The organism is Pseudomonas sp. RW407 (assembly GCF_003176655.1).
Taxonomy (GTDB): Bacteria; Pseudomonadota; Gammaproteobacteria; order Pseudomonadales; family Pseudomonadaceae; genus Pseudomonas; species Pseudomonas delhiensis.
This window is the reverse complement of the sequence record NZ_QGSL01000088.1, coordinates 1,142,717-1,167,989: the sequence shown is the minus strand read 5'-3', so window position 1 is coordinate 1,167,989 and position 25,273 is coordinate 1,142,717. Positions and strand designations below refer to the sequence as shown.

Below are 25,273 nucleotides of genomic sequence, written 5' to 3'. Positions count from 1 at the left end.
ATGCGACGACGATAACCGCCGCTCCCGCCGCTTGCCGGCCAACTGCACTCGACAACCCTTCATCGCCCGCTCACAGGCCACCTGGACAATGCAAGACTACGTCACCTGGTTACGTCACGCTTCTCCCTACATCAACGCCCACCGGGACCGCACCTTCGTGGTCATGCTGCCCGGCGAGGGCGTGGAAGACCCGAACTTCGGCAACATCGTCCACGACCTGGTGCTGCTGCACAGCCTGGGCGTGCGCCTGGTGCTGGTGCACGGCTCGCGCCCGCAGATCGAGGCGCGCCTGGCCGCGCGCGGGCTGGCGCCGCGTTTCCACCGCGACCTGCGGGTGACCGACGCGCCCACCCTGGAATGCGTGATCGATGCCGTGGGCAGCCTGCGCATCGCCATCGAGGCGCGGCTGTCCATGGACATGGCCGCCTCGCCCATGCAGGGCGCGCGCCTGCGCGTGGCCGCGGGCAACCTGGTCACGGCGCGGCCGATCGGCGTGGTCGAGGGCATCGACTACCACCATACCGGCGAGGTGCGGCGCATCGACCGCAAGGGCATCGGCCGCCTGCTCGACGAGCGCTCCATCGTGCTGCTCTCGCCCCTGGGCTATTCGCCCACCGGGGAAATCTTCAACCTCGCCTGCGAGGACGTGGCCATGCGCGCGGCCATCGAGCTGGACGCCGACAAGCTGATCCTGTTCGGCGGCGAGCGCGGCCTGCTCGACGAGGACGGCAAGCTGGTCCGCGAGCTGCGCCCGCAACAGGTGCCGGCGCACCTGCAGCGCCTGGGCAACAGCTACCAGGCGGAACTGCTCGACGCCGCCGCCCAGGCCTGCCGCGCCGGGGTGCGGCGCAGCCACATCGTCAGCTTCACCGAGGACGGCGCGCTGCTCAGCGAGCTGTTCACCCGCGCCGGCAACGGCACCCTGGTGGCCCAGGAGCAGTTCGAGCAACTGCGCGAGGCGGGCATCGAGGACGTCGGCGGCCTGCTGGAACTGATCCGCCCGCTGGAAGAGCAGGGCATCCTGGTGCGCCGTTCGCGCGAGGTGCTGGAGCGCGAGATCGAGCAGTTCAGCATCGTCGAGCGCGAGGGCCTGATCATCGCCTGCGCGGCGCTCTACCCGATCGCCGATTCCGACGCCGCCGAGCTGGCGTGCCTGGCGGTCAACCCGGAGTACCGCCACGGTGGGCGCGGCGACCAGTTGCTGGAACGCATCGAGAAGCGCGCCCGGGCCCTGGGCGTGAAGACCCTCTACGTGCTCACCACCCGCACCGCCCACTGGTTCCGCGAGCGCGGCTTCCAGCCCAGCAGCGTCGAGCGCCTGCCGGCGGCGCGGGCTTCGCTGTACAACTACCAGCGCAATTCGCAGGTGTTCGAGAAGAGCCTGTAGTTCAGCCCCTCTGCCTTTCGTAGGAGCGAGCTTGCTCGCGAATGAAACCCGCTGCGGAATCCGTTCGCGAGCAAGCTCGCTCCTATGTATGGACTCACCCCCACCGTCAACCCGCTTTTGAACAGAGGAACCCGATTGCATCTATGTATTAGGCCTGTTCGAGGAAGCCACGTCGGGCTTCTGGCCAACATTGGGTAAGCCCGCGGAATGCCGATTACAAAGAGGCCTCGAAGGCCAGTAGGAGCGTAGGCATCAATCCGCGACGGTCTGACCAGGGGTCAATGTTCTTCAGCAGGGGTTGGAGCGGCTTGGCGCCCCGGTGGCGGGAACTCGTTGGATCAGTGACTCATCTCAATCTCCTGGCAAGCGTTCGGCTTGCGCTGGTAGGTCTGCTCGCTGCGCAACAGTACCCAGGCGATCCGCAGGTTGCGGTTGGCCAGTCGCACGGCCGCCCCCTTGCGCCCCAGGCGCTGTAGCCAGCGTTGCAGGCGACGGTCGTCCGGGTGCTCGGAATCCGGCCGCAGTTGCTTCAATACCGCATGCGCGCCCACCACCATCAGGCTGCGCACATAGGCGTCGCCACGTTTAGTCATCTTGCCCAGTCGCACCTTCTGCCCGCTGCTGTGCTGGTCGGGCACGATACCGAAGTAGGCGGCGAACTGGCGCGCATTGGCGAAACGTTCCGGTTCGGTCTGCTTGGCCAGCAGCGCCGTGGCAGTGATCGGACCAATGCCACGCACCGTCATCAGCCGTTTCGCTGCCTGGTCCGCATTGGCACACGCTTCCAGACGCTCGGTCAGCGCTGTGATGCGCTCGCCCAGTCGCCTCCACTCGCTCAGCATCTCGTCGATCAGCTCACGCAGCAGATCCGGCAAGGGCTGGCTGGCGTCTTCCAGTACCCGGGGGACACCTTGGCTCAAGGCCGCCTCCCCCTGAGCCAGGGCGATGCCCTGCTCCAGCAGTAGCCCACGTATCTGATTACCCGTGGCCGTACGCCGCCGCACATAGCCACGCCGAATCCGGTGGCAGGCCTGCATCGCCAGCGCCGCGACACTCTTCACCGGCACCGACGCGATGCTGCAATCCCGTCCCGCTCGCAAAATGGCATGGGCATCATTGCGATCATTCTTTGCCCCGCTACGATGCTCGGCCACACGCTGGGCCGGCAGGATACGCACCGGGTTGCCCTGCATCTGCAGCAACCGGGCCCAGGCTTGCGCACCCGGACCGGTTTCCACCAGCACCGTCACGCCCCTCGGCAGCTTCTGCAGGAACACCTGAAACGCTTCACGCGACTTGATCCGCTGCTCGTACACCAACTGGCCCTGGGCATCTTCCCCGGCCACCTGGAATACCTGCTTCGCCAAATCCACGGCGACTGTCGTGCAAGCCGACACATCCACTGCAGACATGGGCTTCGTCGTCGTCGTATGCTTTTTCATGGCCTCACCCTCACTGTCGCTGGCTTCTTAGAATGCCACCGTGGCGCTTCGACGCCTCGGTGAGGGTGAGTCCATCCAATTACACTACCCGCTGGCAACTCTTTTCGTAGGAGCGAGCTTGCTCGCGAACAAACGCGGTGCCATGCGGTTCGCGAGCAAGCTCGCTCCTACGAAGAGCATCTCGGCGCAAGCCGCAAGACAGTCCGCCTAAATGGCAGGAGAAGCCCCACCGTAGGATGGTGTTGAGCGAAGCGATACCCATCGCCACGGCCACATGGGTTTCGCAAGCTCAACCCATCCTACGAGATCAGGCCACCGGCGTACGCAGGGTGACGAACTCCTCGGCCGCCGTCGGGTGGATGCCGATGGTTTCGTCGAACACCCGCTTGGTGGCCCCGGCCTTGAGCGCCACGGCGATGCCCTGGAGGATCTCGCCGGCCTCCGGGCCGACCATGTGGCAGCCCAGCACCTGGTCGCTGTCGGCGTCGACGATCAGCTTCATCAGGGTCTTTTCCTGGGATTCGGTGAGGGTCAGCTTGAGCGCGCGGAAGCGGCTCTCGAACAGCTTGATCCGGTGCCCGGCGGCGCGCGCCTCGTCCTCGGTGAGGCCGACGGTGCCGATGTTCGGCAGGCTGAACACCGCGGTGGGGATCAGCTTGTAGTCCACCGGCCGGTATTCCTCGGGGCGGAACAGCTGGCGGGCCACCGCCATGCCCTCGGCCAGGGCCACCGGGGTCAGCTGCACGCGGCCGATGACGTCGCCGATGGCGCGGATCGACGGCTCGCTGGTGCGGTAGGCCTCGTCGACCTTGACGAAACCCTTGTCGTCCAGCGCCACCTCGACGTTCTCCAGCCCCAGGCCGTCGAGCATCGGCCGGCGGCCGGTGGCGTAGAACACGCAGTCGGCCTCCAGCAGGCGGCCGTCCTTGAGGGTCGCCAGCAGGCTGCCGTCGGCCTGCTTGTCGATGCGCGCGATGTCGGCGTTGAACTGCAGGTCCAGGCCCTTCTTCGTCAGCTCGTCGCGCAGGTGCTCACGCACGCTGCGGTCGAAGCCGCGCAGGAACAGTTCGCGGCGGTACAGCAGGGTGGTCTGCGCGCCCAGGCCGTGGAAGATGGAGGCGAACTCCACTGCGATGTAGCCGCCGCCCACCACCAGCACCCGGCGCGGCAGCTGCGGCAGGAAGAAGGCCTCCTGGGAGGTGATGACGTGTTCCTTGCCGGGGATGTCCGGCACCTGGGGCCAGCCACCGGTGGCGATGAGGATGTTGGCGGCGCGCAGGCGCTGGCCGTCCACTTCCACGGTATGGGCGTCGACCAGGCGCGCGTGGCCTTCGAGCAGGGTCACCCCGCTGTTCACCAGCAGGTTGCGGTAGATGCCGTTGAGGCGGTGGATCTCGCGGTTCTTGTTGGCGATCAGGGTCGGCCAGTCGAAGCGCGCCTCGCCCAGGCTCCAGCCGAAGCCGGCGGCCTGCTCGAAGTCCTCGTGGAAGTGCGCGCCGTACACCAGCAGCTTCTTCGGCACGCAACCGACGTTCACGCAGGTGCCGCCCAGGTAGCGGCTCTCGGCCACCGCCACGCGCGCGCCGAACCCCGCGGCGAACCGCGCGGCACGCACGCCGCCGGAACCCGCACCAATCACGAACAGGTCGAAATCGAAAGCCATCGTCGTTCTCCACTGGCAGATGCCCGGCAGCATACCTCATCGCCGCTGGCCTATCCTGCCAGCAGAGCCCACAGGAGGAAGCCGCCATGCGCCCGTCCCTGACCCACCTGGCCCTGCACGTACCGGACCTGGAGGCCTGCATCGCCTTCTACGAACGCTTCTGCGGCATGCGCGTGATCCACCAGCGCGAGGGCAAGGGCTCGCGCATCGTGTGGATGGCCGAGCCGGGCAAGGAGCACCAGTTCATCTTCGTCATCATGCCCGGCGGCGAGGCCCGCCACCTGGCCAGCGACGACTACAGCCACTTCGGCTTCGCGGTGGACAGCCACGAGAAGGTCGATACCATCGCCGCCGAGGCCGAACGCGCCGGCTGCCTGATCTGGCCGCCGCGCCAGGAGCCCTACCCCGTCGGTTATTACTGTGGCGTTCGTGACCCTGCAGGAAATTACGTGGAGTTCAGCTACGGCCAACCACTGGGGCCGGGCTCGGAAGAAATGCCGATTCCATCGTCGCTGTAGGCGCCGAACCGTAGGGCGCATAACGCCTCCAGCGTTATCCGCCGCCTTCGCAAGGCAACGGCGGATAACCGCGAACGGTTATTCGCCCTACGGCAGCCCCCCGCTCCGAAAGCGTGCGGCCCACGCGAACGGCGGAAACGAAGAAGCCACCCGCAGGTGGCTTCTTCGACGTACCGGGAACGCGCCGGGATTACCAGGCCTTGCCGGTCTTGTAGAGGTTCTCGTAGCAGAAGTTGGTCGCCTCGATGTAGCCCTCGGCGCTACCGCAGTCGAAGCGCTTGCCCTTGAACTTGTAGGCCAGCACGCAGCCGTCCTGGGCCTGCTTCATCAGGGCGTCGGTGATCTGGATCTCGCCACCCTTGCCCGGCTCGGTCTGCTCGATCAGCTCGAAGATGTCCGGGGTCAGGATGTAGCGGCCGATGATCGCCAGGTTCGACGGCGCCTCTTCCGGCTTGGGCTTCTCGACCATGTTGTTCACGCGGTAGATGTCGTCGCGGATCATCTCGCCGGCGATCACGCCGTACTTGTTGGTCTCTTCCGGCGGCACTTCCTGGATGGCCACGATGGAGCAGCGGAACTGGTTGTACAGCTTGACCATCTGCTTCAGGACGCTGTCGCCTTCCAGGTTCAGGCAGAGGTCGTCGGCCAGGACCACGGCGAAGGGCTCGTCGCCGATCAGCGGGCGGCCGGTGAGGATGGCGTGGCCCAGGCCCTTCATCTCGATCTGACGGGTGTAGGAGAAGGTGCACTCGTCGATCAGGCGGCGGATACCGACCAGGTACTTTTCCTTGTCGGTGTTGCGGATCTGGGTTTCCAGCTCGTAGCTGATGTCGAAATGGTCTTCCAGCGAACGCTTGCCGCGGCCGGTGACAATGCCGATCTCCGACAGCCCGGCTTCCAGCGCCTCTTCGACGCCGTACTGGATCAGCGGCTTGTTGACGATCGGCAGCATTTCCTTGGGCATGGCCTTGGTGGCCGGGAGGAAGCGGGTGCCGTAGCCGGCAGCCGGGAACAGACATTTCTTGATCATGGAAGTCCTTCGACATGAACGAGGGTGTGAATGGCGCGCAGTCTAATGAGCCCGCGTGCGGCTTACAATGCCCACGCTGCGCGCCCGCCAGCGGAGGCGCAGGCCCGTCGGCGATGGGCAACGGCTAGTCAGACCGCCGCGGCGCCGGCAAGTTCGGTCGATACTGGCAAAAAGTCAGCACTGGTACCTTCGGCGACCGTCTGTCGGCTCCATCCTACGCACTCTGAAGGGCGCCGACAGAGCCCGTGCTGACCTGGCTCAGTCTTCCGGCGGATCGTCGCGGCGTAGCGAACCGGTCGTATTGACCGGATGGGGGCGAGACCGGATACTGTATTTTCATACAGTATTCGGGATTTCATCTTGCTCTACCTCCCCTCTTCCCATCACAGGTGCCAACCATGGGCGTCGCCGTAGACCTGGGCGCGCTGCTCGACCAGCGACGCGTCTGGAAGGGCCAGGCCGGCACCACGCCCAGCGCGGCCCAGCCCACCGGCCACGCCCGGCTGGACGCCCTGCTGCCGGGCGGTGGCTGGCCAGAGGCGGCGCTGAGCGAGATCCTCCACGCCGCCGAGGGTATCGGCGAGCTGCAGTTGCTCTGGCCGACTCTGGCGCGCCTGAGCGCGGCCGGCGAGCGCGTGGTGCTGGTGGCGCCGCCGCACATCCCCTATCCCCGCGCCTGGCTGGAGGCGGGCGTCGAGTTGCAGCACCTGGCCTGGGTCGAGGCCAGTGGCCGCGATGCGCTCTGGGCGACCGAGCAATGCCTGCGCTCGGGCTGCTGCGGCGCCGTGCTGTGCTGGCCGCAGCAGGCCGACGACCGCGCCCTGCGCCGCCTGCAGGTGGCGGCGGAAAGCGGCCAGACCCTGGCCTTCGCCTTCCGCCCGCTGCGCGAGGCGTACAACCCCTCGCCGGCCGCGCTGCGCCTGGCCGTCGAAACCCGCCCGGCGCAACTGCGGGTGCTCAAGTGCCGTGGCGGCCTGGCCCCGGCCAGCCCCCTGCCGCTGGCCGCCCTGCACTGAGGTCGCCATGCGCTGGGCCTGCATTCTCCTGCCACAGCTGGCCATGGACGCCGCCCTGCGCCAGCGCAGCGATCCCGAGGCGCCTCTCGCCCTGCTAGCCGGCCCGCCACAACGGCGCGTGCTGCAGGCGGTCAACCCGGCGGCCCGCCGGCTCGGCCTGCGCCCCGGCCTGTCGCTGACCGCGGCACGCGCCCTGTGCCGCGACTTCGACTGCGCCGAGTACGACCTGGCCGCCATCCAGCGCAGCCAGGACCTGCTCGCCGCCTGGGCCTACGGCTTCAGCTCCCAGGTCAGCCAGCACTACCCGCGCGCGCTGCTGCTGGAGGTCGCCTCCAGCCTGGCGCTGTTCGGCCCCTGGCCACGCTTCGAGGCCCGCCTGCGCGAGGAACTGCGGGCCCTGGGCTTCAGCCACCGCATCGGCGTGGCGCCCACCCCCGCGGCCGCGCGGGTACTGGTCAACGCCGGTGACGGCCTGGTGGTGGAACACCCGGAAGCCCTGCGCAGCGTCCTCGGGCGCCTGCCCCTGGAGCGTTGCGGGCTGCCCCGGGAAAGCGTGGCCAGCCTGGCGCGCATGGGCCTGCGCAGCCTGCAGCAACTGCTCGCCATGCCTCGCGACGGCCTGGCCCGGCGCTTTCCGGCGGAACTGCTGCGGCAGGTCGACAACCTGCTCGGCCAGCGGTCGCTGGCCCTGGACTTCTACCGGCCACCGGAACGCTTCGAGAGCCGCATCGAGCTGAATTTCGACGTCGAATCGACCCAGGCCCTGCTCTTCCCCCTGCGCCGCCTGACCGGCGACCTCGCCGCCTTCCTCGCCGGGCGCGACAGCGGCGTGCAGCGCTTCGAGCTGTACCTGGAGCACCACGGCCGCGGCGAAACCTGCATGCCGGTCGGCCTGCTCAGCGCCGAGCGCGAGCCGGCCATGCTCTTCGAGCTGAGCCGCGGCCGCCTGGAACAGTTGCAACTGCCCGCCGCGGTACAGGCCGTGCGCCTGCAGGTCGACGACCTGCCGCCCTTCGCCCCCGGGCTGCGCCAGCTGTTCGACGAGCGCCCGCAGCAGACGCAGCCCTGGGAACAGCTGCGCGAACGTCTGCGCGCGCGCCTGGGCGACGATGCCGTGCACGGCCTGGGCGCCCTCGCCGAGCACCGGCCGGAGCAGGCCTGGCAACCCCGGGAAAGCCCGCGCGCCCTCCCCCTGCCGCCCTGCGGGCCGCGCCCCGGCTGGTTGCTGCGGCAGCCACAGGCGCTGCGCGAAAGCCTGCCCCGGGTGCTCGCCGGGCCGGAGCGCATCGAGTCCGGCTGGTGGGATGGCGCGGACATGCGCCGCGACTACTACCGGGTGCAGACCCGCGCCGGCCAGCAGGCCTGGGTCTACCGCGAGGTCGGCAGCGAGGGGCCGTGGCTGATCCACGGCTGGTTCGCATGACCCCGGCCTACGCCGAGCTGCACTGCCTGTCGAACTTCAGCTTCCAGCGCGGTGCCTCCAGCGCCCATGAACTCTTCGAGCGCGCCGCACGCCTGGGCTACCGCGCCCTGGCCATCACCGACGAATGCAGCCTGGCCGGCATCGTCCGCGCCTGGCAGGCGGCGAAGGCATTCGAGCTGGCGCTGATCGTCGGCAGCGAGGTGCGCATCGAGGCCGGCCCCAAGCTGGTCCTGCTGGCCGAGAACCTCGCCGGCTACCAGAACCTCTGCCGGCTCATCACCCACGCCCGGCGCCGCGCCGACAAGGGCAGCTACCGCCTGCTGCGCGAGGACCTGGAAGCCGACCTGGAAGGCCTGCTGGCGATCTGGCTGCCCGACACGGCAGCGGATACGGATGGCGCCTGGCTGCGCGAACGCTTCCCGCAACGCCTCTGGCTGGGCGTCGGGCTGCACCGCGGCGCGGACGACAGTGCCCGCCTGCAGGCCCTGCTGGCCCAGGCCGCCCGCCATGGCATCGCCGCCGTGGCCTGCGGCGACGTGCACATGCACAGCCGCGGCCGCCGGGCCCTGCAGGACTGCATGACGGCCATCCGTCACCACCTGCCGGTCAGCGAGGCCGGCGCCCACCTGTTCCCCAACGGCGAACGCCACTTGCGCCCGCGGGAAGTGCTGGCCGAGCTGTATCCGGCGCAGTTGCTGGAGGAGACGCTGCGGATCGCGGGGCGTTGCAGTTTCGATCTGGGGCAGCTACGCGAGCTCTATCAGTACCCTCGCGAACTCGTGCCCGCAGGACATACACCTACCACCTGGCTGCGTGAGCTGACTGAAAAGGGTCTACTGCGCCGCTGGCCGGAAGGCGGCTGCGGAGCAGAGGTGCGCAAACAGATCGAATACGAACTGGCATTGATCGCCGAGCTCGGCTACGACAACTACTTCCTGACTGTCCACGACATAGTCGCCTTTGCCCGCAGTCGGCACATCCTCTGCCAAGGCCGGGGTTCGGCGGCCAACTCCGCGGTGTGCTTCGCCCTGGGGATCACCGAGCTGAATCCGTCCCAGGGTACCCTGCTGTTCGAACGCTTCATCTCCCGCGAGCGCAACGAGCCGCCGGATATCGACGTCGACTTCGAGCACGAACGCCGCGAGGAGGTCATCCAGTACGTGTTTCGTCACTATGGCCGCTCGCGCGCGGCGCTGACTGCTGTTGTCAGTACCTACCACAGCGCCGGCGCAATTCGCGACATAGCCAAGGCCTTGGGCCTACCGCCCGACCAGGTAAATGCCCTGGCCGACTGCTGCGGGCGCTGGAGCGACGAAGACCCGCCGCAGGATCGCCTGAGCGAAGGTGGTTTCGATCCGGACAGTCCGGTGCTTCGCCGAGTGCTGGCACTGACCCGCGAGCTGATCGGCTTTCCCCGCCACCTGTCGCAGCATCCGGGTGGTTTCGTGATTTCCCAGCATCCCCTGGAAACCCTGGTGCCGGTGGAAAATGCCGCCATGCCCGAACGCACCCTGATCCAATGGGACAAGGACGACCTGGATGCGGTAGGCCTGCTGAAAGTCGACGTGCTTGCCCTGGGCATGCTCAGCGCGTTGCGACGCTGCTTCGACCTGATCGCGGACTATCGCGGCAAGCGCTGGACCCTTGCCGAGCTGCCGCAGGACTGCCCGGAAACCTACGCGATGATCAGCCGTGCAGACACCATCGGGGTGTTCCAGATCGAATCCCGGGCGCAGATGGCCATGTTGCCGCGGCTAAAGCCCGAGAACTTCTACGACCTGGTGATCGAAGTCGCCATCGTCCGCCCAGGGCCGATCCAGGGTGACATGGTGCATCCTTACCTGCGCCGCAGAAACAAGGAAGAACCGGTCGTGTATCCGCACGAAGAACTCATCCCGGTCTTCAAGCGCACGCTCGGTGTCCCGCTGTTCCAAGAGCAGGTCATGCAACTGGCGATCATCGCCGCCAAGTACACCCCGGGTGAGGCCGACGAACTGCGCCGCTGCATGGCCGCCTGGAAGCGTCACGGGGGCCTGGAGCCACATCGCCAGCGGCTGTTCGAACGCATGAGCGCCAAGGGCTATACCGAGGACTACATCAAGCGCATCTTCGAACAGATAAAGGGCTTCGGCAGCTACGGCTTCCCCGAATCCCATGCCGCCAGCTTCGCCCTGCTCACCTATGCCAGCAGTTGGCTGAAGTGCCACGAGCCGGCAGCCTTCGCCTGCGCCCTGGTCAACAGCTGGCCGATGGGTTTCTACAGCCCCGACCAGGTACTGCAGGATGCCCGCCGCCACGGCATCGAGGTGCTGCCGGTGGACGTGCGCCACAGCCACTGGGACTGCAGCCTGGAGGATAAGGGCGAGGCACAGCCGGCAATCCGCCTGGGGCTGCGCATGGTCCGCGGCTTCCGCGAGGATTTGGCCCAACGCATCGTCCAGACCCGCGAGCGACGGGCTTTCGAAAGCGTCGAGGACCTCAGCTACCGGGCCGGCCTGGACGCCGCGGCCCGCGAGCGCCTGGCCGACGCCGGCGCCCTGCGCGGCCTGGCCGGGCATCGCCACCGGGCGCGCTGGGCCGTGGCCGGGGTGGAACCGCAGCTACCGCTGTTCGCCGGTCAAGACGCCATGACGGAGGCCGCGGTGAGCCTGCCGTTGCCCAGCCTGGGCGAGGAAATGCTCACCGACTACGCCAGCCTGGGCACCACCCTAGGCCCGCACCCGCTGCGCCTGCTGCGCGGCCAGTTGAAAGCGTTGCGCTGCCGCAGCTCCCGCGAGCTGCCCGGCCTGGAGCACGGCCGGCCACTCAGCGTCGCCGGGCTGGTGATCGGCCGGCAGCGGCCGCAAACCGCCAGCGGCGTCACCTTCGTCACCCTCGAGGATGAGTTCGGCCTGGTCAACGTCGTGGTCTGGCGCGACGTTGCCGAACGCCAGCGCCGCGTATTCCTGCAAGCGCAGTTGCTGCAGGTGCGCGGCCGGCTGGAAAGCGAGAGCGGCGTGCGCCACGTGATCGCCGAGCAACTGGTCGACCTGACGCCCCTGCTCAGCGGCCTGGACGTGCCCAGCCGCGATTTCCGCTAGTGGCTCAGCTGGCCAGGCGGTGCAGGTTCCAGCGCACCACGCCCCAGATCGCCAGTTCGTCGCCTTCGCCGATGCGGATCGGCGGGTAGCGGTCGTTGGCCGGCAGCAGCGCGTAGGCGCCGTCGATGATGTCCAGGCGGCGGATCAGCGGCTCGCCGTTCACCGCGGCCACCACCACCTCGCCGGAACAGGCCAGGGAAGCGCGGTCCACCACCAGCAGGTCATTGTCGTGGATGCCGGCACCGGTCATACCATCGCCATGTGCGCGGACTATGTAGGTATGGGGCGTGTGCAGCTCGAGCAGGTCATCCAGCGACCGCGGCTGCGCCTGGAGGAACGCCGACGGATCGGCGACGGCAGGATGGAAAGCGGCATGAGACATGGCGGAGCACCCTCGGAATACTGTACATGCATACAGATACCAGAAATAATGCGAACCCGGCAAGCCATCCGCCACTCCATTGATGGCCGCCGGCAACCGCTGCGGCGTGGTCTATCCTTCGTGTGGGGGCGAGGACTTTCAGCATGAATCCTGGCACGTTCGTCACACTCATGATTTTCGGCTGGCTGCTGCTGGCGGGCGTCACGCTCTGGGCCTTCCTGCGCGTGCCCATGCGCAGGGCCCGGCTGCATTCGCGCAGCGAAACCCCGGCCCATCCCCACGAGGCGCCGGCACCCCAGGCGCAGCCGGAGCCGGCCCCGCGCAGGCGTCATGCCGGCTGGCTGGCGTGGAATCATCGCTGAGGCGGCCGCAGGCCGCCGTCATCCAGGCTTTTCGGAAGCTCCATACAGCCCCCTTCCTCAGGTCCCCTCGCCCGACAGGCTCGTCCGGATGAACCCGACGGCCAGCGATGAGCTCGCAGGGGCTGGGCGAGGTGGTGGATCCGCAGCGGACACAGTCGCACAGGAGCAGGACGGCCCTCCCGGCTACACGGGCCGGGCCGCCAGCCGCGCGCCAAACTCAGGCCAGGCGAATGTCCGCCCCGGTGACCTCGTCGCGCAGGGCGCGCAATTCGGCGGCGTCCTGGTTCAGGTGATGAATGGCCTTGAGCAACCGCTGGCGCAGCAGTTCGTCCGGCACTTGCTCCACGGCGCGCATCACTTCGATGGCAGTGGCTTCGTTGTTGCTGGCTACCGAGTCCAGCACCTTGCGGATGTTACGGGCTGCACGTTGCACGTCAGGTCCTCATGACAAAGTGCGAGCACCGTAGGACAACAATATTTCTCAAAGATTTCAGCGAGTTGCATTCTGACCAGCGGTCAGGCGCATCCCCCTTGCGCAAGCCGGCGGACGATGCGGCGGCGAGCGTTGGCAGCGCGGCCGATTGTCACGCTGCCGAGTCGGCAAGTCGGGAATGCAGGGAGGAATTCTGGTGCTCGGAGCGGGACTCGAACCCGCAAGACCGTTAGGCCGGCGCATTTTAAGTGCGCTGTGTCTACCAATTTCACCATCCGAGCCGGGCGGGCATTGCCGAGGCCGGAAGAGTTCGGCCACCGGGCAATGTGGAAGGGCCGAGACTATACCGAGTCGACTCGTTGCGGTAAAGCCGGGGCCGGGCGCCTAAGCACTTGATGGCGCAGCCGATTCCGCCCTCCCCGAGGCTCGCTGCGCACCCTGCGTCCCCTGCACAAGGGACTAGTCGGAATTACCGGCTTTTTGCCATCTCCCATGTCGCATAAGCTGCCCACCCACGGGGCGGAAGGGAAGCCAACCCCGGCTTGGGCCGCATTACCCCGGATGCGGCCGCTTTTTCTTCTGCCACCTCCCGGACAGCGGGACAATGTGAATCCAGTCACATAACTGCCGAAAAACCGGCACAGCGCCATCATCGGTACAAGACTTTGACGTTCAGTGGATCACGAAACGCCAAACAGGAGAGCTCCGATGAGGCAACGTATTGCCACTCGCGTGGGCAGGTCCCTGGTCGTTATCGAAACCAAGGACATCACGCATTTCAGCGCGGAAGAAAAGTATGTGACAGCCTTCACCGCCAAGGGCCGGATCCATTTCGACGCCACCCTGAAGGCCCTGGAAATCGAGTTCGCCGAAGCGTTCATCCGCATCCATCGCAGCCACCTGGTGCGCAGCAGCCTGGTCAGCAACCTGCGCTGGGACGCCTATTCGGCCAGCATCGGCATAGAAGGCACGGAAATCCGCCTGCCCCTGAGCCGCCAGCGCGTCAGCGCGGTTCGTAACCTGTTGCGGGCACGCAGCGGAGCGACCGTGATCGCCACCCTAGACGGGCCGTTGCCGCTTTCCATGCTGGCCACCCAGCAGGCAGCCCCTGCCCTGCGGGTTCCCTGACGAAAGGGCGTATCGCTCGTCCATATGCAATATCAAAGTAACATCACCCATCTATACTGCAGGAAGGCTGACGGACCAGCCCCCATCGGCAGTACGAAGAAGCCTCGCCTCACCCGCGAGGCTTTTTCTTTCCACCGCCCATCGACCACCTGAAACGCCGTGCCGGCCGGGGACATGAGCGGCCCGCATACATGCACACGAGAATGTATGTTTATTTCGCTGTCGTGTAATGGCAATATGCCTGGCCCTCTTGCTGAGGACATGGCCGGCCGAGCAGGGACGCGACGGCCAGCCACTTACCCTTCCCGGCGCGCAGCCCTGCCGCGCAGTCCCCAGAGCAGCAGCACGATGGCGAGCATGATCGCCAGGCCGACGCTGACGAAACCGAAGGTCACCAGCAGTTCCTGCCAGGGCTCTCCGCGATGCCCCGCGGCGGTGACGGGCGACATGGCCGCGGTGCCGAAGACCGCGGCGAGCAGGGTGAAGGCCCAATTGGCATAGGCGCCGTAGAGCAATGCGCAAAAGGCGACACCCTGCCACCGGGACGACAGCGCCACCTCGCCCCAGATAGCCCCCAGCGCCAGCAACAGCAGGCCATTGAGGATGCCCTCCAGGTGGGCCGCCAGGGCCATGCGCGGATTGCTCAGCTGCGCCTCGACCAGTCCGGTGAGCAGGCCGAGCAACAACAGCAGCAGGCCGTGCCAGAGCAACCGCCGATATACACCAGCCATGCCGGGCACCTCCGCGACCGGGTCTCCCCTTCACTCTAGACGGTGCGGGCTAGCGCAGCGGCAGCCAGCCGGGCGCGATGTACTCGGAGGGGAGCAACAGGCAGACGACCAGATAACAGGCGATGACAAGGCAAGCGGCGGCCACTACGAGCCATTCGAAGCGCGACATCTCTCATCCTTGAGCAGCGCAATTTCAGAATGACAGTATGCCATGGCGAACAACGCATGACATCAGAACGCCATCCCCATGACGCATCCAAGCCATCGGCAGGCGGTAAACGAGCAGAGAAGCGCCGGGACCGGTAGAATTTCGCGCCCCTGGGAACCGGAACGGCTCCGGCCGGTCTGAAACCGCCAGCGAATTCACACCACGGGTCGGCATGCGATCCGGACGATCGACCATCCCGGGCGGCAAGCCTGCCGCCCTTCATTCCTCGAGGTTAGCAATATGCGCAAAGCACTCCCCGCCCTGGCCCTGAGCCTGCTGTTCGCCCAAGCCGCCATGGCCGGCGGCGGCACCCAGGCAGCCGTCGGCGGCGGCCTGGGCGGTGCCCTGGGCAACGTCATCGGCCAGCAGATGGGCGGCAGCACCGGTGCCGCGGTCGGCGCCGGTCTCGGTGGCGCCGCGGGTGGCGCAGCCACCGCCAAGAAAGGCCGGAAGACCAAGGCGGCCATCGGTGGCGGCCTGGGCGCGGCCGGCGGCTCGCTCATCGGCAACAAGCTCGGCGGCAGCACCGGCGCGGCCATCGGCGCCGGCCTGGGTGGCGCGGCGGGCGGCGCGCTCGGCGGCAAGAAGTAAGTCCGGCTGCTCCGTGTGAAAAGCCCCGTGGGTTCGCTCCCACGGGGCTTTTCTTTTGCGGATGTCCCGCCCGAAGAACGCTCGCCCCAGCCATGACGCAAATACCTGCGCATAGCGAACTCGGCCGCGATCAATAGCCCGCTTCGCGTTGATGCCGAATGGCGAGAATCACTATGGTCTCGTTATCGATGCGATACCGGGCGACATAGCCGCTATCACCGAACTCGATTGGCCATTCTCTGAAGGAGACGGGCAGGCTCTCGATTATCCGTCCCACCTGCGGGCGATTTCCCAGCGCCTGGGTGGCCTGGACGACCGCCTGAGCAGCCCGCCTGGCCGCATCAGGACTCCTGGAGCGCAAGTATTCCCGAAGGCATTCGAGATCGCGTATCGCGGCCGGAGCGTAGATCACTCACGTGCGGGAGCGAGCCGCTCGTCAACCTCACTCCAAGTGTTCAGCCACTCATTGACCGCTTCGGACGTCACATGCTTGCCGGTGGCCTGATACTCATCCCATGCCACCGCCGTCTCACGATTCAGCGCCTCACGCCTTTCCTCGCGCTCAACATACTGGGCAATCGCCTCACGCATGATCCATGTGTGGTGAACGCTGGCGTATCCCCGCAAGGTTGCGTATGCGCGCCATCATCGCATCGTCGAGCTTCACCGAAGTGGCCATCACGCCCCGAGTAGTCAAAGGTAATACCCGCGATGCTCCGCCCAGCCATGGAGCCTGTCAACCCGCATGCCACCACTGCTCGAAGCAGGCGCCGGCACGAGCAGTACGGGAAATACTTGCCTGGAGGAGAAAAGAAAAAGCCCCGAAGACCTGCGTCTTCGGGGCTTTCATGTTGGAGGCTGAGGTCGGAATCGAACCGGCGTTCACGGATTTGCAATCCGATAGAAAGACTCAGCAATGACGCAATGTGCAACGCATTTGGCGTCCCATTATCATTTCAAAATCACACCTCTGTAACCCGCATGGTTGATAGGGGTGCATCTCCAGTTCTGGAACCAAAATTCCGGCCCTCTCTGCCCGTTCTGGGCGCCCAATCACACCGATCTAGCGATACTCCGCGACGCCCTTCCCAGCCGACCGCCATTCTTCTTGTGGCGAGTTAGACCGGAGCATGACGAATGCTTCAACCTCCTGCCCCTCTTTCGGTTCCGCCGGGGAGATAGCGGCATGGCGACCAGCCGCGTGGCCGGGGAACATGTCGGAGTTCGCCGACACGTGGTATTCCCAAATCCCGAAATTTCCCGCGTTGCCGACCATGCGCTCCAGCTGAAGCCGCGAGAAAGTGCCCTGACGAATGATGAGCATGCCGATCTCCGATAATTGAAGGCCGGCATTCTACCGCAGGCCATCGTAAGCCGCCTCGCAGGCTAGCCCCCGGGCTCTGGACTGGTCAGCAATGTCTGCCAGGCGCCCCGCTCTTTCGTCAGCGCGCTTGAGCACGTCGGCGAGCACTCGGGCGGCAGCGGCAGCTGCCTTGCTTGCTCCGGCAGTGCAGGTATCGCCGCGGGCTTCACTTGCTGCCAGTCTGGCTGCGAGTTGATCGGCGGCGTCCCGCAGGCTGCCAGCAGAAGCACGAGCAGCGGCAGCATCCATTTGAGCTTTGTCGATTGCACGTTGGCCGTCCTCGGCGAGTTTGTTGATGGACTGTTGGCGGGATTGCTCGATAGTGCGCTGTTCGGCCTGGGCCTTGGCGGTAGCCGCGGTGTCGGCGGCCAGGTGCTGGTCCCATCGAGCCTGCCAAGCTGCATCCGTCGTCGTCACGCCGTGGTGCCAGCATCCAATGCCCACGGCGGCGATGATCAGCACCATCAGGAGTTGGCGCCAGTAGCTGAGCAGCCAGGTCATACCAGCACCGCCTTCGCCTTCTCCCAGAGCGCCAGGCGATCAGCCTGACCGTTCAGGCCACCGTTGATCACCCGGGTGATCTGCTCGAACTTGCCGGCGTCGGCCAGCTCGTTCAGGCCATTACTCGACCACCACCAGGCTGCGGACGTGGCTGCCCACTCTGCTTGTTCCAGTAGCTCAGGCTGGTCGAGCAGCGGCAGGCCAAGGGCGCCACCAGCCTTCCGGTAGTTCTCGCGGCCGGTGATCTGGATCAGGCCGCGGCCCTTAAATCTGGCCCCGTCGCCGGGCTGGGTATTGCCCAGGTCCTTGCGGCCCTCGTAGCCCTTCTGCGCCGCGGTAGGTCCCCATATCTCGCGCACGTAGCGCAGCTGGCCTGACTCATGGCCGATCTGGGCCAGGAATGCCGCCTGCCGCACCGGCGAGTCGATCCGGTAGCGCTGCATGGCTCGGTTTAGCGCAGGAACAAAAACGCCAGCTCTCTGGCTGGCGTTGGGGTAGATGCGCAGCAGTTGCTGCTCGGTGAGGGGCATTCGTCTCTCCGTGCCGGATACCGGCCTTTGATTGGAAATGGCTTTTGGCTATTATCAATGTGTCAAGGAGGATACATGCGATACAACCCAGCATTTGATGGATTGCGCGCCATCTCCGCTTTAATCGTATTAGCATTCCATTGCTTAACGCCGAGAATGGACGGCTGATATATTGGGGTTGATCTGTTTTTTGTCCTTAGCGGATTCCTAATAACAACGCTCATAATTGAGAAATCAAGACTAGGCGAGTTCTCATATTTAGAATTCTATAAGCGCAGATTCTTAAGGCTTACGCCTCCACTCGCAATGATGCTTTGCATCTACCTAATTGCTGCTCCTTTTTTATGGGACATTCCATTCATCAACCATTTACGAGACTCGGCAGTCTCAATAACGTATCTGAGCGATTATGCTCGCGCCTATTTCGATATCCCTGACATACTGAGGCACACCTGGTCCCTGGCGGTAGAAGAACATTACTATCTGATCTGGCCTTTATTGCTATTGACAATCGCAAGTGGAAGAGGGTTGCTGCGCACTGCGGTCAACATAATACTACTGGCAATACTGGCCACTCTCTGGAGAAAATACGAACTCTACTACTCAGACAATTCATTCATGAATGTTTATCAGCGATTCGATACGAGACTCAGCGGCCTGCTGATTGGGTCAGCCGCCGCATGCGTATCAATGGCTATTTCTTTTAGCGAGCGAGCAACCAGGCTTGCTGCGATGTTTTCTACTGCATATCTGATCTACGCCATACTTGGACTAAGAAGACTTGATTTCCAAGCACTTTATTCAGACTTAACATACATAGAAATAGCCGCTGCAGTATTAATAATATCAATCCAGCAAAACAGAAAATCAGATACAGCATCAATTCTATCCATTCATCCGCTCCCATACCTAGGGAAGCTTTCATATGGAATCTACCTATACCACTACCCAATATCTTACTACCTAAGAAAACAGCAAGAGATAGACAATATATTCTTAACCACCGCCCTATTATCGATACTGCTCTCAGCAATTTCATATCATTCAATAGAGGCGTACTTCAGGAGGGCTCGGCATGCAGCGACGAAAGAATCAATAGAAAATACAGCTTGATTACGGCGGGGAGTTTTTATAAGGATGTCCACTTGGCAGGCTTGATTGAAGACCATACCTCCAGGCTGCCCATCCAAACAAACGATCAACATCATCAGTCGAAAGTTGCGAATTCCCCATGAGCGAGCATGCAATTTCCACATCAGCCCACGCAGCAGCAGAAAATCCACTACTAGAGAACGCACCGCCTATACCAATAGGGCCAGTACTGATTGTATTGCTCGTCGCACCGGCACCTGTCCATAGGCTCGTTCCAGAAGCGATTAACTGGCCATCCAAATAGGAGTCGACTTGCCGATCCGCCCACCTGAAATAATCAAGGCGCATATACCACGTACCGGCCGAGGCAGCGCCATCTGCGGCATATCCGAAAGAATCCGTATCCAGGCGCCTGCCTCCACCTGCGTGGACGTTTGCTCCACCGACATCAATTCCTATGTACTGTGCTGCTCGAATGCCAGGCGTAGAACCGCCGCGACTGACGCTCGCAATGATCCGATTTATCGCAGAACCATCCGCCGCCGTCTTCTTCACGACCGAAAACATGTACCCGTAAGTGCGGTTCTGGAACAGACCGAACGCAGCAGTGGCCGTTGTCTGCAGGACATCGTTCACGCCGTCGAACAGCACGGTACGGCGCCCATTCAGCCCACCACTGACCGGCGTGGGACGGTTTGCGGCGGTAGTCTGGGAGACATCCCAGGCATTCCCGGAGCGATCGCCCCACACGCTGACAGCACCCGATGCCAGCGTCATGGGGCTGGAATCGTCCAGCCATAGGCGAGGAACAGCGGTCAGCAGCGATGGGTTCCAGCCCTGAGCATACGACATCAAAAGCGATTGCATGCTCATGTCAGGCCTACCCCGCTGATCAGCCATTCGGTTGCAGTCACCTTGACTGCTGTGGCGATCCCATTCGGCGCCAGAGTCCGACTTCCCGTTGCGCCAGATCCGGCCAGGCGCATCGTATCGGTAGTGATCGCAATCGTGATCAGGCCCGCACCGTTCTGATTCAAGAACGTCACCATGTCACCGATGTTGAACGCCACGGAACTGTTCGCCGGGATGGTGAACGTCCGGGCAGTCGTATCAGCGCTGGGGTGCAGAATGTGCTTACCCACATCTCCGAGGACCAGGGTGTAGTTCGCCGATTGTGAGTTCTGTGGCATGTTCCCCGACGATCCCCCGCTTGAGGAAACAGCCCAAGCCGTACCGTTCCACTCATAGGTCACATGCTCATCGAGGACGCGTACGGACAGCCCCTCGCGAGGAGCGACGAACGTCCAAACCCCGAATGCCGTGATCCAGTAGGCCAGGTTGTTCGCCTTCCCAGCCCATGCTCCAGTGGGACTGGCGCCAACGATGTATAGAGCCCCATTTGCCGGACTCCCAGGGGGCGCTGACAAGTCCTTGTCCAGCGCCGCACAACCGATGAGTTGATCGATCATGGCGAACGCCTCGTTGGCGTTCAGATAGTTCGCCTGTCCGTTCGCTAGATCAGGCATGCCGAATTTGACGGTCAAAGTGTCGCCTCCAGGACGTAGCCGCGGCCGACAGTGCCGCTGAGCTGGTAGATGCGGAATGTGATCGAGGACTGAGCCGAACCGAAGTCGGTCGCCTGGTCTGCGGCGCTATAGGTCCAAGCCGGCGATGTCACGGAGATCGTCCGCTTCACCGTGGCTCCAGACATCACATCGATCTCATAGGCCTCGGAAGTCTCACCAATCGGAGCAACGACGCCATTGGTCCACCAGGTGCTGCTCAGCCGGCTGCGGCGGGTGAAAGATCCCGAGAAGTTGCTTGAGGTGTCGCGTGCACCCTTTGCATATACCGGACTCAAGCACTCAAGGTTGACACCCTGGTAGGTGAACGCAGTGTCGTCTGCACTATCAATGCTGGCCCCTTGGGTTACTCCACGATAGAGCGAGGGAACACCGATCGAGCCAATGGCCATATCAATGAAGATGTTGTCGGGATCCGCAAGGAGAACCAGATAGTCGCCAGATTGGTGAAGCCCTGTCGTCCACTCGGTTCCGCGATCCCCCCGAACAAACCCGGACAGTCGATAGCTACCATCGGCCTGCAGCACAGCATCCTGAAACCGAATGATCTCCCACCGGCCGTAGGCCCCATAGGCTGCATAGTTCGCACCCAGCAGCATCTGGTCACGCGTGATCGACTCAAGCTCGCCCGAAAGCATGTCGACCACCAGTGCGCGCTGATCAATGAGCGTGCACGCACTGACAGGCAACGTCCCCCGAGCGAACCCGATCGTCGCTTTCCCGGTGAAACCCTGCAGTTCTGTCCAAGTCTGCCCGTTGTCGACCGACCGGACCATTACACCACCTGGCCAGCCATCGGTGTAGCCACTCATCACCCCCACGAATCCAGGGGTGTTCTGTACGGTCTCGTCGACAACGGGAATGTCGAGTTCAAGCGCCAGCGATTGGCCGCGCAGGGGAACATTGCCACTTGGACCCGGGCCAGGTGCTCCAGCCGCGTTGCTCGAATAGATGGCGGCGTTGCTCAGCTTGGATTTGCAGGTGAGACGGCCATCCGATTCGTAGTTGATCTCGGTCAGACGCAGCTCGAAGGTGCCGAACTTGGCCTGCACGGCAACCACATCAGCCGTTTCAAGCGCCAGATAGGTTGGCGGCAATACCGGGCCGTCAAAGTCATCTCGCTCCAGCCAACGCAAGAACAGTAGTTTCTCGGACATCTGCGCGATCTCGTCATCGCTCAGAACCAGCGGAATGTCACGCTCCTCGGCATTGACCGCCGAGGTGTTCAGGCGCTCGTAGGACTGCGTTGCCGATGCGTATTCGCGGGTGGAACTCAAAGCAGTGATAGTCACCTTCTGCGGCAGTTGAGAGTCCATTTCTCGGCTATATGGAAGGGAGTCACCGATGTCCGCACTATCGTTCGCCGCCAGGTCTTCCCATGGGATCGTCATCACCGAAGACTGCCCACGCGGGACGAACTTGATCTTGTAGCCGGAGGGGACGACATCGAACGGATATGCACCTTGCAGCGGTTCGATCACAGACCTTATGGTGCCCCCCGGAACCCTATAGCCCCGTACGTCCTGGGTGAGCAGCGAAACATTGATGTCGCTCGGCTGAATCAACTCGGAAAGCGCGACCTCGCTGGCAATGACGTCACCAAGATTTTGGTATCCGTAGTCGAATTTCACTGACCGGATGAAGGAGATGATCGAACTGCCAAACACCAGAGTCAGCACACCATCCGAAGCTGCTCCCCATATCTGATTGGTGGAGAAACTATGCGAGAGGACTTCATCCTGTACGAAGTTGCCCGAAGAATCGCGCAGAAACGTCCGCACGCTCGGGCCAATAGTTGCGCCATCACCGGAGTCGATCAACCACATGACCTCTCCACCGGCCTCGACAATCGGCGTCGCCCCCTTATCCGGGTGGTAGATGTAGTTGCCGATCCAGCGGGTGTAAGGAACCCCGGGAGAAAGCTGAACCTCGTGCGTCGAGGTCAAGACGCCATCCGAGTAGATCTCGTAATAGCTTGACAGGTCTGCTCGGCGGCGGAAGACGTAGAGCAGATCGTCCACCACATAGGCACCAAAGCCGATATAGCTCTCCCCTGCATATGGCGTCAGCAGGGCGGTCTGGAGCCCGTTGGTATGCGCGCCGTATACTGAAACGTAGGTATAGGCATTGTTGTAGTGGTACGACCACGCCCATTTTCCATCGTGTCCAATGGGGTAGTTGAACGAGGACAGGGCAGGATTGACGTATTTCCCCGCAACCGACTGCGCCGAGACGAATTGACCATCTGCCAGCCGATATTTGAACTCGAAGTACCCTCCCACATCGCCGAGGTCTGGACGCGGATCACTAGGGTTTGCAGCGAAGGTCACCACTCCGCCCCCTGCGCTTACAACTGTAGCCGTATCGTTCAGCGCAATTCGCCCCTGGGCGGTCTCCAGGTATTCACGGAGCCCCTGGCCGTCAACCTCGGCAATCACCTCTACCTTGAACTGCGCCGCCTGCAGAGTATTTCCGTAGTCCGCCAGGGCAAAATCATCGAACACGATGTAGGAATAGCCCCTGAACGCCGGCGCATTCCCCACGCCTACGTCAGCCTCATAGCGCGGATCTGGCAATTGGTCATCGGTGCCGCGGTAGAGCCTCCAGCCCTTCGCTGCCTGGTTCGAGGCAATGATGGTTTCCAGGTCATCACTGCCGGCGTTGTAGATGAGCTTGTCGGCGCACCAGATTCGGCGGATACCAGCAATCTCGCCTTGGCAGAGCATGAGCGCGAAGGTGGCGAAGTACGAATAGGTCTTGGTGACCGTCGACGCCCCGCCCTTCCCGCCCGATTTCTTTTTCTTGACGACTTCCTTGAGCTGGTTTTTCTCCATCCAGACAATCTGGCTACCGGATAGGCCGACGGTGCCGTAGACGCGAGGAATGTCGCCGCCATACTCGCTGCCTTGGAAGGTTCGATTGGAGAGCTTCCCAACCTCGATAGTGGTCTTCTGCTGTTGAGAAAGACCAACAAGGAGTGCACCAACTACCCCGACGCCGATGCCTATCGTTAGGGGATCAGACATCAGTCACCTCGGAAAATCTGTAGGCACGTACAACACGTCCGAACCAGCGCGAATCCAGGCGGTGGACGCAGACCTTGCCGTGCTGCTCGCTGGCATGGATGACGTAGGGATGGCCGCGGTACTCGCCGGCATGGATCGCGATGTGTTGGGGCTGCTTGGTCATGCGCATCAGAAGGACGTCGCCAGCCTGTGCGTCGGAAACGGCGATACGCTGCAGGGATGGCTGGGCATCCATCTGGCGCTCAAGCTCCCCGTCGAAGGGCGTGCGCGGATAGCCCTGGGCATCACGATGGGGAATGCCCAACGATTGGCAGACGACGACGTAGAGGCCTGCGCAGTCGAGCCCCAGGCCAACGATACGGCCCTGGTGCCGAAACGGCGTCCCCTCGGCTTCCAGGGCGGCGGAAACGATTTCGTCGCGAGTCATGCGCCCCTCCCCACTGCTCCAGATTGGGAGGCGGTCGGCATATCGGGCTGGCCACCGAAGTTCGGGCCGTTGCCGTACTTGCCCACGCAATCTTCGGTGCGGCGCTTGCGGCAGCCGGGAATCATCACGTAGGCATCCCCGGGCGCGATGGCATAGGGGAACGGCTCGTGCGTGGTGATGACGCCAGCCAAGGTCGACGACTTGATCTGCTGGGGCTTCAATCCAGCGTTGAGCCCAGTGGTGAACATCACCTGTCCGGCGGTGAACCAGTCATCTGCCTCTGCCCTGGATGCGTCGGTGAAGGCGTACTGGCTGGTCACCCCGGTGACGCTGCCGCTGACCTTGTAATCGTTGATATCCGGGCCGTCCGGGTTGGAGCGAGGGCCGGTACAGCGGCTACGGGTAGATGCGATGATCCGGCCATCCAGCGTCTGGTCGAACAGGGTGTAGGGGCATTGAGCGGTGAACACCGCACCGACCGACTGATTCAGGGCATCCACGATGCTCATCATCTCGGCCTTGTAGGCGTCATCGGTGAGCGTGGTCTTGCCGAGGATCATGACGCCAAGCGGCTCTTCGTCCTCGATGGGCGCCTTCCAGGAGGTGGCGAAGATGTAGCAGCGAGCGTTGTCGAAGACACCAGTGGCCAGCTGCTCCCGGGTGATTCCCTGGTTCAGGATGCCGGTCAGGTCCACGCTCGACGGCGACATGCTGTCGGTCGCATCCAGCCCGCTGAACTCGTAGCCCGACTCGGTCGAATAGACCGTTCCGTTGCTCATCACCAGGTCAGTCGGATAGGCAGCCAGGCGAACAAGAGTGCCGTTCTCGGCCACGATGCGGGCGCAGTAAACCCTCGTCTTCCAGTCTGCGACGTGTGGTTTCATGGATGATCTCTGGGAGGGTCAGCGAGCAGCGAGAACGAGGGCAACGCCGGAGAGGATGAGGAAAGCGGTAATGCCGAGGGAAATCAGGATGCCGGCGATATTGGCTGCGCGCGGCGTCATCTGGAAATCGCCCCAATTGCGGTGATTAGCTCTGGCAACCTCGCGATCAGAACCAGGGCGCCAATGGCGAGCGCGGCATGCCACAGGTTCTTGCGGAACTCGGCCGGTTTGATGTTCACGGATTCCATGAAAGCTCCTAGGAATTTGAGGGTGAACCTCTTATCCTTCATCTACGTTCTGCTCCTTGTCCTTCCAAGGGGTGGAAATAAAAAGCCCCGGACGTTGCGAGCGCTCGGGGCTTTTGCTTTTTAGTAGTCCGAATAGGGAGCCAATCGAATTGGCGTTTCCCTAGCCGTGTAATAGGCCAATTATCCGACCACCCACCGTTCTGACCTAGCGCCACTCCGGCTATG

25 protein-coding genes, 2 tRNA genes and 1 pseudogene are annotated in these 25,273 nt (G+C 63.7%); 9 read left to right on the top strand and 19 right to left on the bottom strand.

The annotated features are described in order from the left end of the window. Window positions 1-88 precede the first annotated feature (88 nt). Complete coding sequence (gene argA / locus DK254_RS11965) at window positions 89-1,387, top strand: amino-acid N-acetyltransferase (RefSeq protein ID WP_109933879.1); 1,299 nt, start codon at window positions 89-91, stop codon at window positions 1,385-1,387. A gap of 338 nt (window positions 1,388-1,725) precedes the next feature. On the opposite strand, the gene DK254_RS11960 is transcribed toward argA, so the two are convergent. Next, window positions 1,726-2,784 (bottom strand): IS110 family transposase, encoded by a 1,059-nt coding sequence (locus DK254_RS11960; protein ID WP_109933972.1) that lies wholly within the window; start codon window positions 2,782-2,784, stop codon window positions 1,726-1,728. A gap of 352 nt (window positions 2,785-3,136) precedes the next feature. Continuing rightward, on the bottom strand, window positions 3,137-4,492 hold the full coding sequence (gene gorA / locus DK254_RS11955; protein WP_109933878.1) for a glutathione-disulfide reductase: 1,356 nt from the start codon (window positions 4,490-4,492) through the stop codon (window positions 3,137-3,139). Between the two features lie 86 nt (window positions 4,493-4,578). On the opposite strand from gorA, the gene DK254_RS11950 reads away from it, so the two are divergent. After that, a complete protein-coding gene (locus DK254_RS11950; protein ID WP_109933877.1) occupies window positions 4,579-5,010 on the top strand; it encodes a VOC family protein in 432 nt (143 codons plus the stop codon). A gap of 190 nt (window positions 5,011-5,200) precedes the next feature. Here the strand turns inward: DK254_RS11950 and galU are convergent, their stop codons facing one another. Continuing rightward, entirely contained in the window at window positions 5,201-6,040 is an 840-nt protein-coding gene (gene galU, locus DK254_RS11945) for a UTP--glucose-1-phosphate uridylyltransferase GalU (protein WP_009619948.1), read from the bottom strand. A gap of 398 nt (window positions 6,041-6,438) precedes the next feature. Here galU and imuA point away from each other — a divergent pair, with 398 nt between their 5' ends. Genes imuA through DK254_RS11930 form a run of 3 tightly spaced genes read left to right on the top strand, consistent with a single transcriptional unit; the run spans window position 6,439 to window position 11,559 of the window. Continuing rightward, on the top strand, window positions 6,439-7,056 hold the full coding sequence (gene imuA / locus DK254_RS11940) for a translesion DNA synthesis-associated protein ImuA (RefSeq protein WP_109933876.1): 618 nt from the start codon (window positions 6,439-6,441) through the stop codon (window positions 7,054-7,056). Window positions 7,057-7,063: 7 nt separating this feature from the next. Further along, entirely contained in the window at window positions 7,064-8,479 is a 1,416-nt protein-coding gene (locus DK254_RS11935; protein ID WP_109933875.1) for a DNA polymerase Y family protein, read from the top strand. Then, on the top strand, window positions 8,476-11,559 hold the full coding sequence (locus DK254_RS11930) for an error-prone DNA polymerase (protein ID WP_109933874.1): 3,084 nt from the start codon (window positions 8,476-8,478) through the stop codon (window positions 11,557-11,559). The genes DK254_RS11935 and DK254_RS11930 overlap by 4 nt, the downstream gene beginning before the upstream one ends. A gap of 4 nt (window positions 11,560-11,563) precedes the next feature. On the opposite strand, the gene DK254_RS11925 is transcribed toward DK254_RS11930, so the two are convergent. Beyond that, entirely contained in the window at window positions 11,564-11,941 is a 378-nt protein-coding gene (locus tag DK254_RS11925; protein WP_109933873.1) for a LexA family transcriptional regulator, read from the bottom strand. A 143-nt stretch (window positions 11,942-12,084) separates the two neighbouring features. On the opposite strand from DK254_RS11925, the gene DK254_RS11920 reads away from it, so the two are divergent. Continuing rightward, window positions 12,085-12,303 (top strand): hypothetical protein, encoded by a 219-nt coding sequence (locus DK254_RS11920; protein ID WP_109933872.1) that lies wholly within the window; start codon window positions 12,085-12,087, stop codon window positions 12,301-12,303. 217 nt (window positions 12,304-12,520) lie between these two features. Here the strand turns inward: DK254_RS11920 and DK254_RS11915 are convergent, their stop codons facing one another. Both DK254_RS11915 and DK254_RS11910 read right to left on the bottom strand, forming a co-directional pair. Then, the gene (locus tag DK254_RS11915; RefSeq protein ID WP_009619935.1) at window positions 12,521-12,736 is read right to left on the bottom strand and encodes a hypothetical protein; all 216 of its coding nucleotides are present in this window, start codon (window positions 12,734-12,736) and stop codon (window positions 12,521-12,523) included. Between the two features lie 194 nt (window positions 12,737-12,930). Continuing rightward, a tRNA-Leu gene (locus DK254_RS11910) sits at window positions 12,931-13,017 on the bottom strand. 427 nt (window positions 13,018-13,444) lie between these two features. Here DK254_RS11910 and DK254_RS11905 point away from each other — a divergent pair. After that, entirely contained in the window at window positions 13,445-13,864 is a 420-nt protein-coding gene (locus tag DK254_RS11905) for a LytTR family DNA-binding domain-containing protein (protein WP_109933871.1), read from the top strand. 296 nt (window positions 13,865-14,160) lie between these two features. On the opposite strand, the gene DK254_RS11900 is transcribed toward DK254_RS11905, so the two are convergent. After that, on the bottom strand, window positions 14,161-14,595 hold the full coding sequence (locus DK254_RS11900; protein WP_109933870.1) for a hydrogenase: 435 nt from the start codon (window positions 14,593-14,595) through the stop codon (window positions 14,161-14,163). Window positions 14,596-15,043: 448 nt separating this feature from the next. Between DK254_RS11900 and DK254_RS11895 the strand changes: the two genes are divergently transcribed. Next, entirely contained in the window at window positions 15,044-15,394 is a 351-nt protein-coding gene (locus tag DK254_RS11895; RefSeq protein WP_109933869.1) for a bacteriocin, read from the top strand. A 130-nt stretch (window positions 15,395-15,524) separates the two neighbouring features. On the opposite strand, the gene DK254_RS11890 is transcribed toward DK254_RS11895, so the two are convergent. From DK254_RS11890 to DK254_RS11870, 6 genes and pseudogenes are all read right to left on the bottom strand, one after another. Next, window positions 15,525-15,806 carry a type II toxin-antitoxin system RelE/ParE family toxin gene (locus tag DK254_RS11890; protein WP_109933868.1) on the bottom strand — a complete coding sequence of 94 codons (282 nt, stop codon included), beginning with the start codon at window positions 15,804-15,806 and terminating at the stop codon, window positions 15,525-15,527. Further along, window positions 15,803-16,073, bottom strand: a pseudogene (locus DK254_RS11885) (CopG family ribbon-helix-helix protein). The gene DK254_RS11890 and the pseudogene DK254_RS11885 overlap by 4 nt, the downstream one beginning before the upstream one ends. A 173-nt stretch (window positions 16,074-16,246) precedes the next feature. After that, window positions 16,247-16,309, bottom strand: a tRNA-Ser gene (locus DK254_RS34160). Between the two features lie 148 nt (window positions 16,310-16,457). Beyond that, complete coding sequence (locus DK254_RS11880; RefSeq protein ID WP_109931530.1) at window positions 16,458-16,718, bottom strand: hypothetical protein; 261 nt, start codon at window positions 16,716-16,718, stop codon at window positions 16,458-16,460. Between the two features lie 30 nt (window positions 16,719-16,748). Next, on the bottom strand, window positions 16,749-17,258 hold the full coding sequence (locus DK254_RS11875) for a DUF2514 family protein (RefSeq protein WP_109931528.1): 510 nt from the start codon (window positions 17,256-17,258) through the stop codon (window positions 16,749-16,751). Beyond that, window positions 17,255-17,788, bottom strand: coding sequence for a glycoside hydrolase family 19 protein (locus DK254_RS11870; RefSeq protein WP_109931526.1), 534 nt, complete (start codon window positions 17,786-17,788; stop codon window positions 17,255-17,257). The genes DK254_RS11875 and DK254_RS11870 overlap by 4 nt, the downstream gene beginning before the upstream one ends. A gap of 171 nt (window positions 17,789-17,959) precedes the next feature. Between DK254_RS11870 and DK254_RS11865 the strand changes: the two genes are divergently transcribed. Then, window positions 17,960-18,901, top strand: a complete 942-nt coding sequence (locus DK254_RS11865; protein ID WP_109931524.1) for an acyltransferase — start codon at window positions 17,960-17,962, stop codon at window positions 18,899-18,901. On the opposite strand, the gene DK254_RS33795 is transcribed toward DK254_RS11865, so the two are convergent. From DK254_RS33795 to DK254_RS34760, 6 genes are all read right to left on the bottom strand, one after another. Continuing rightward, window positions 18,902-19,753 carry a hypothetical protein gene (locus tag DK254_RS33795; RefSeq protein ID WP_146219536.1) on the bottom strand — a complete coding sequence of 284 codons (852 nt, stop codon included), beginning with the start codon at window positions 19,751-19,753 and terminating at the stop codon, window positions 18,902-18,904. Then, complete coding sequence (locus DK254_RS11860) at window positions 19,750-20,424, bottom strand: DUF2793 domain-containing protein (protein WP_218281379.1); 675 nt, start codon at window positions 20,422-20,424, stop codon at window positions 19,750-19,752. The genes DK254_RS33795 and DK254_RS11860 overlap by 4 nt, the downstream gene beginning before the upstream one ends. After that, window positions 20,421-23,489 (bottom strand): phage tail protein, encoded by a 3,069-nt coding sequence (locus tag DK254_RS11855; protein WP_109931522.1) that lies wholly within the window; start codon window positions 23,487-23,489, stop codon window positions 20,421-20,423. Before DK254_RS11855 ends, DK254_RS11860 begins: the two co-directional genes overlap by 4 nt. Next, window positions 23,482-23,916, bottom strand: coding sequence for a C40 family peptidase (locus DK254_RS11850; protein WP_109931520.1), 435 nt, complete (start codon window positions 23,914-23,916; stop codon window positions 23,482-23,484). Before DK254_RS11850 ends, DK254_RS11855 begins: the two co-directional genes overlap by 8 nt. Continuing rightward, window positions 23,913-24,800: a DUF2163 domain-containing protein gene (locus tag DK254_RS11845; RefSeq protein ID WP_109931518.1), complete on the bottom strand. Its 888-nt coding sequence runs from the start codon at window positions 24,798-24,800 to the stop codon at window positions 23,913-23,915. The genes DK254_RS11850 and DK254_RS11845 overlap by 4 nt, the downstream gene beginning before the upstream one ends. A gap of 116 nt (window positions 24,801-24,916) precedes the next feature. Next, a complete protein-coding gene (locus tag DK254_RS34760; RefSeq protein ID WP_256595767.1) occupies window positions 24,917-25,048 on the bottom strand; it encodes a hypothetical protein in 132 nt (43 codons plus the stop codon). Window positions 25,049-25,273: the final 225 nt, after the last annotated feature.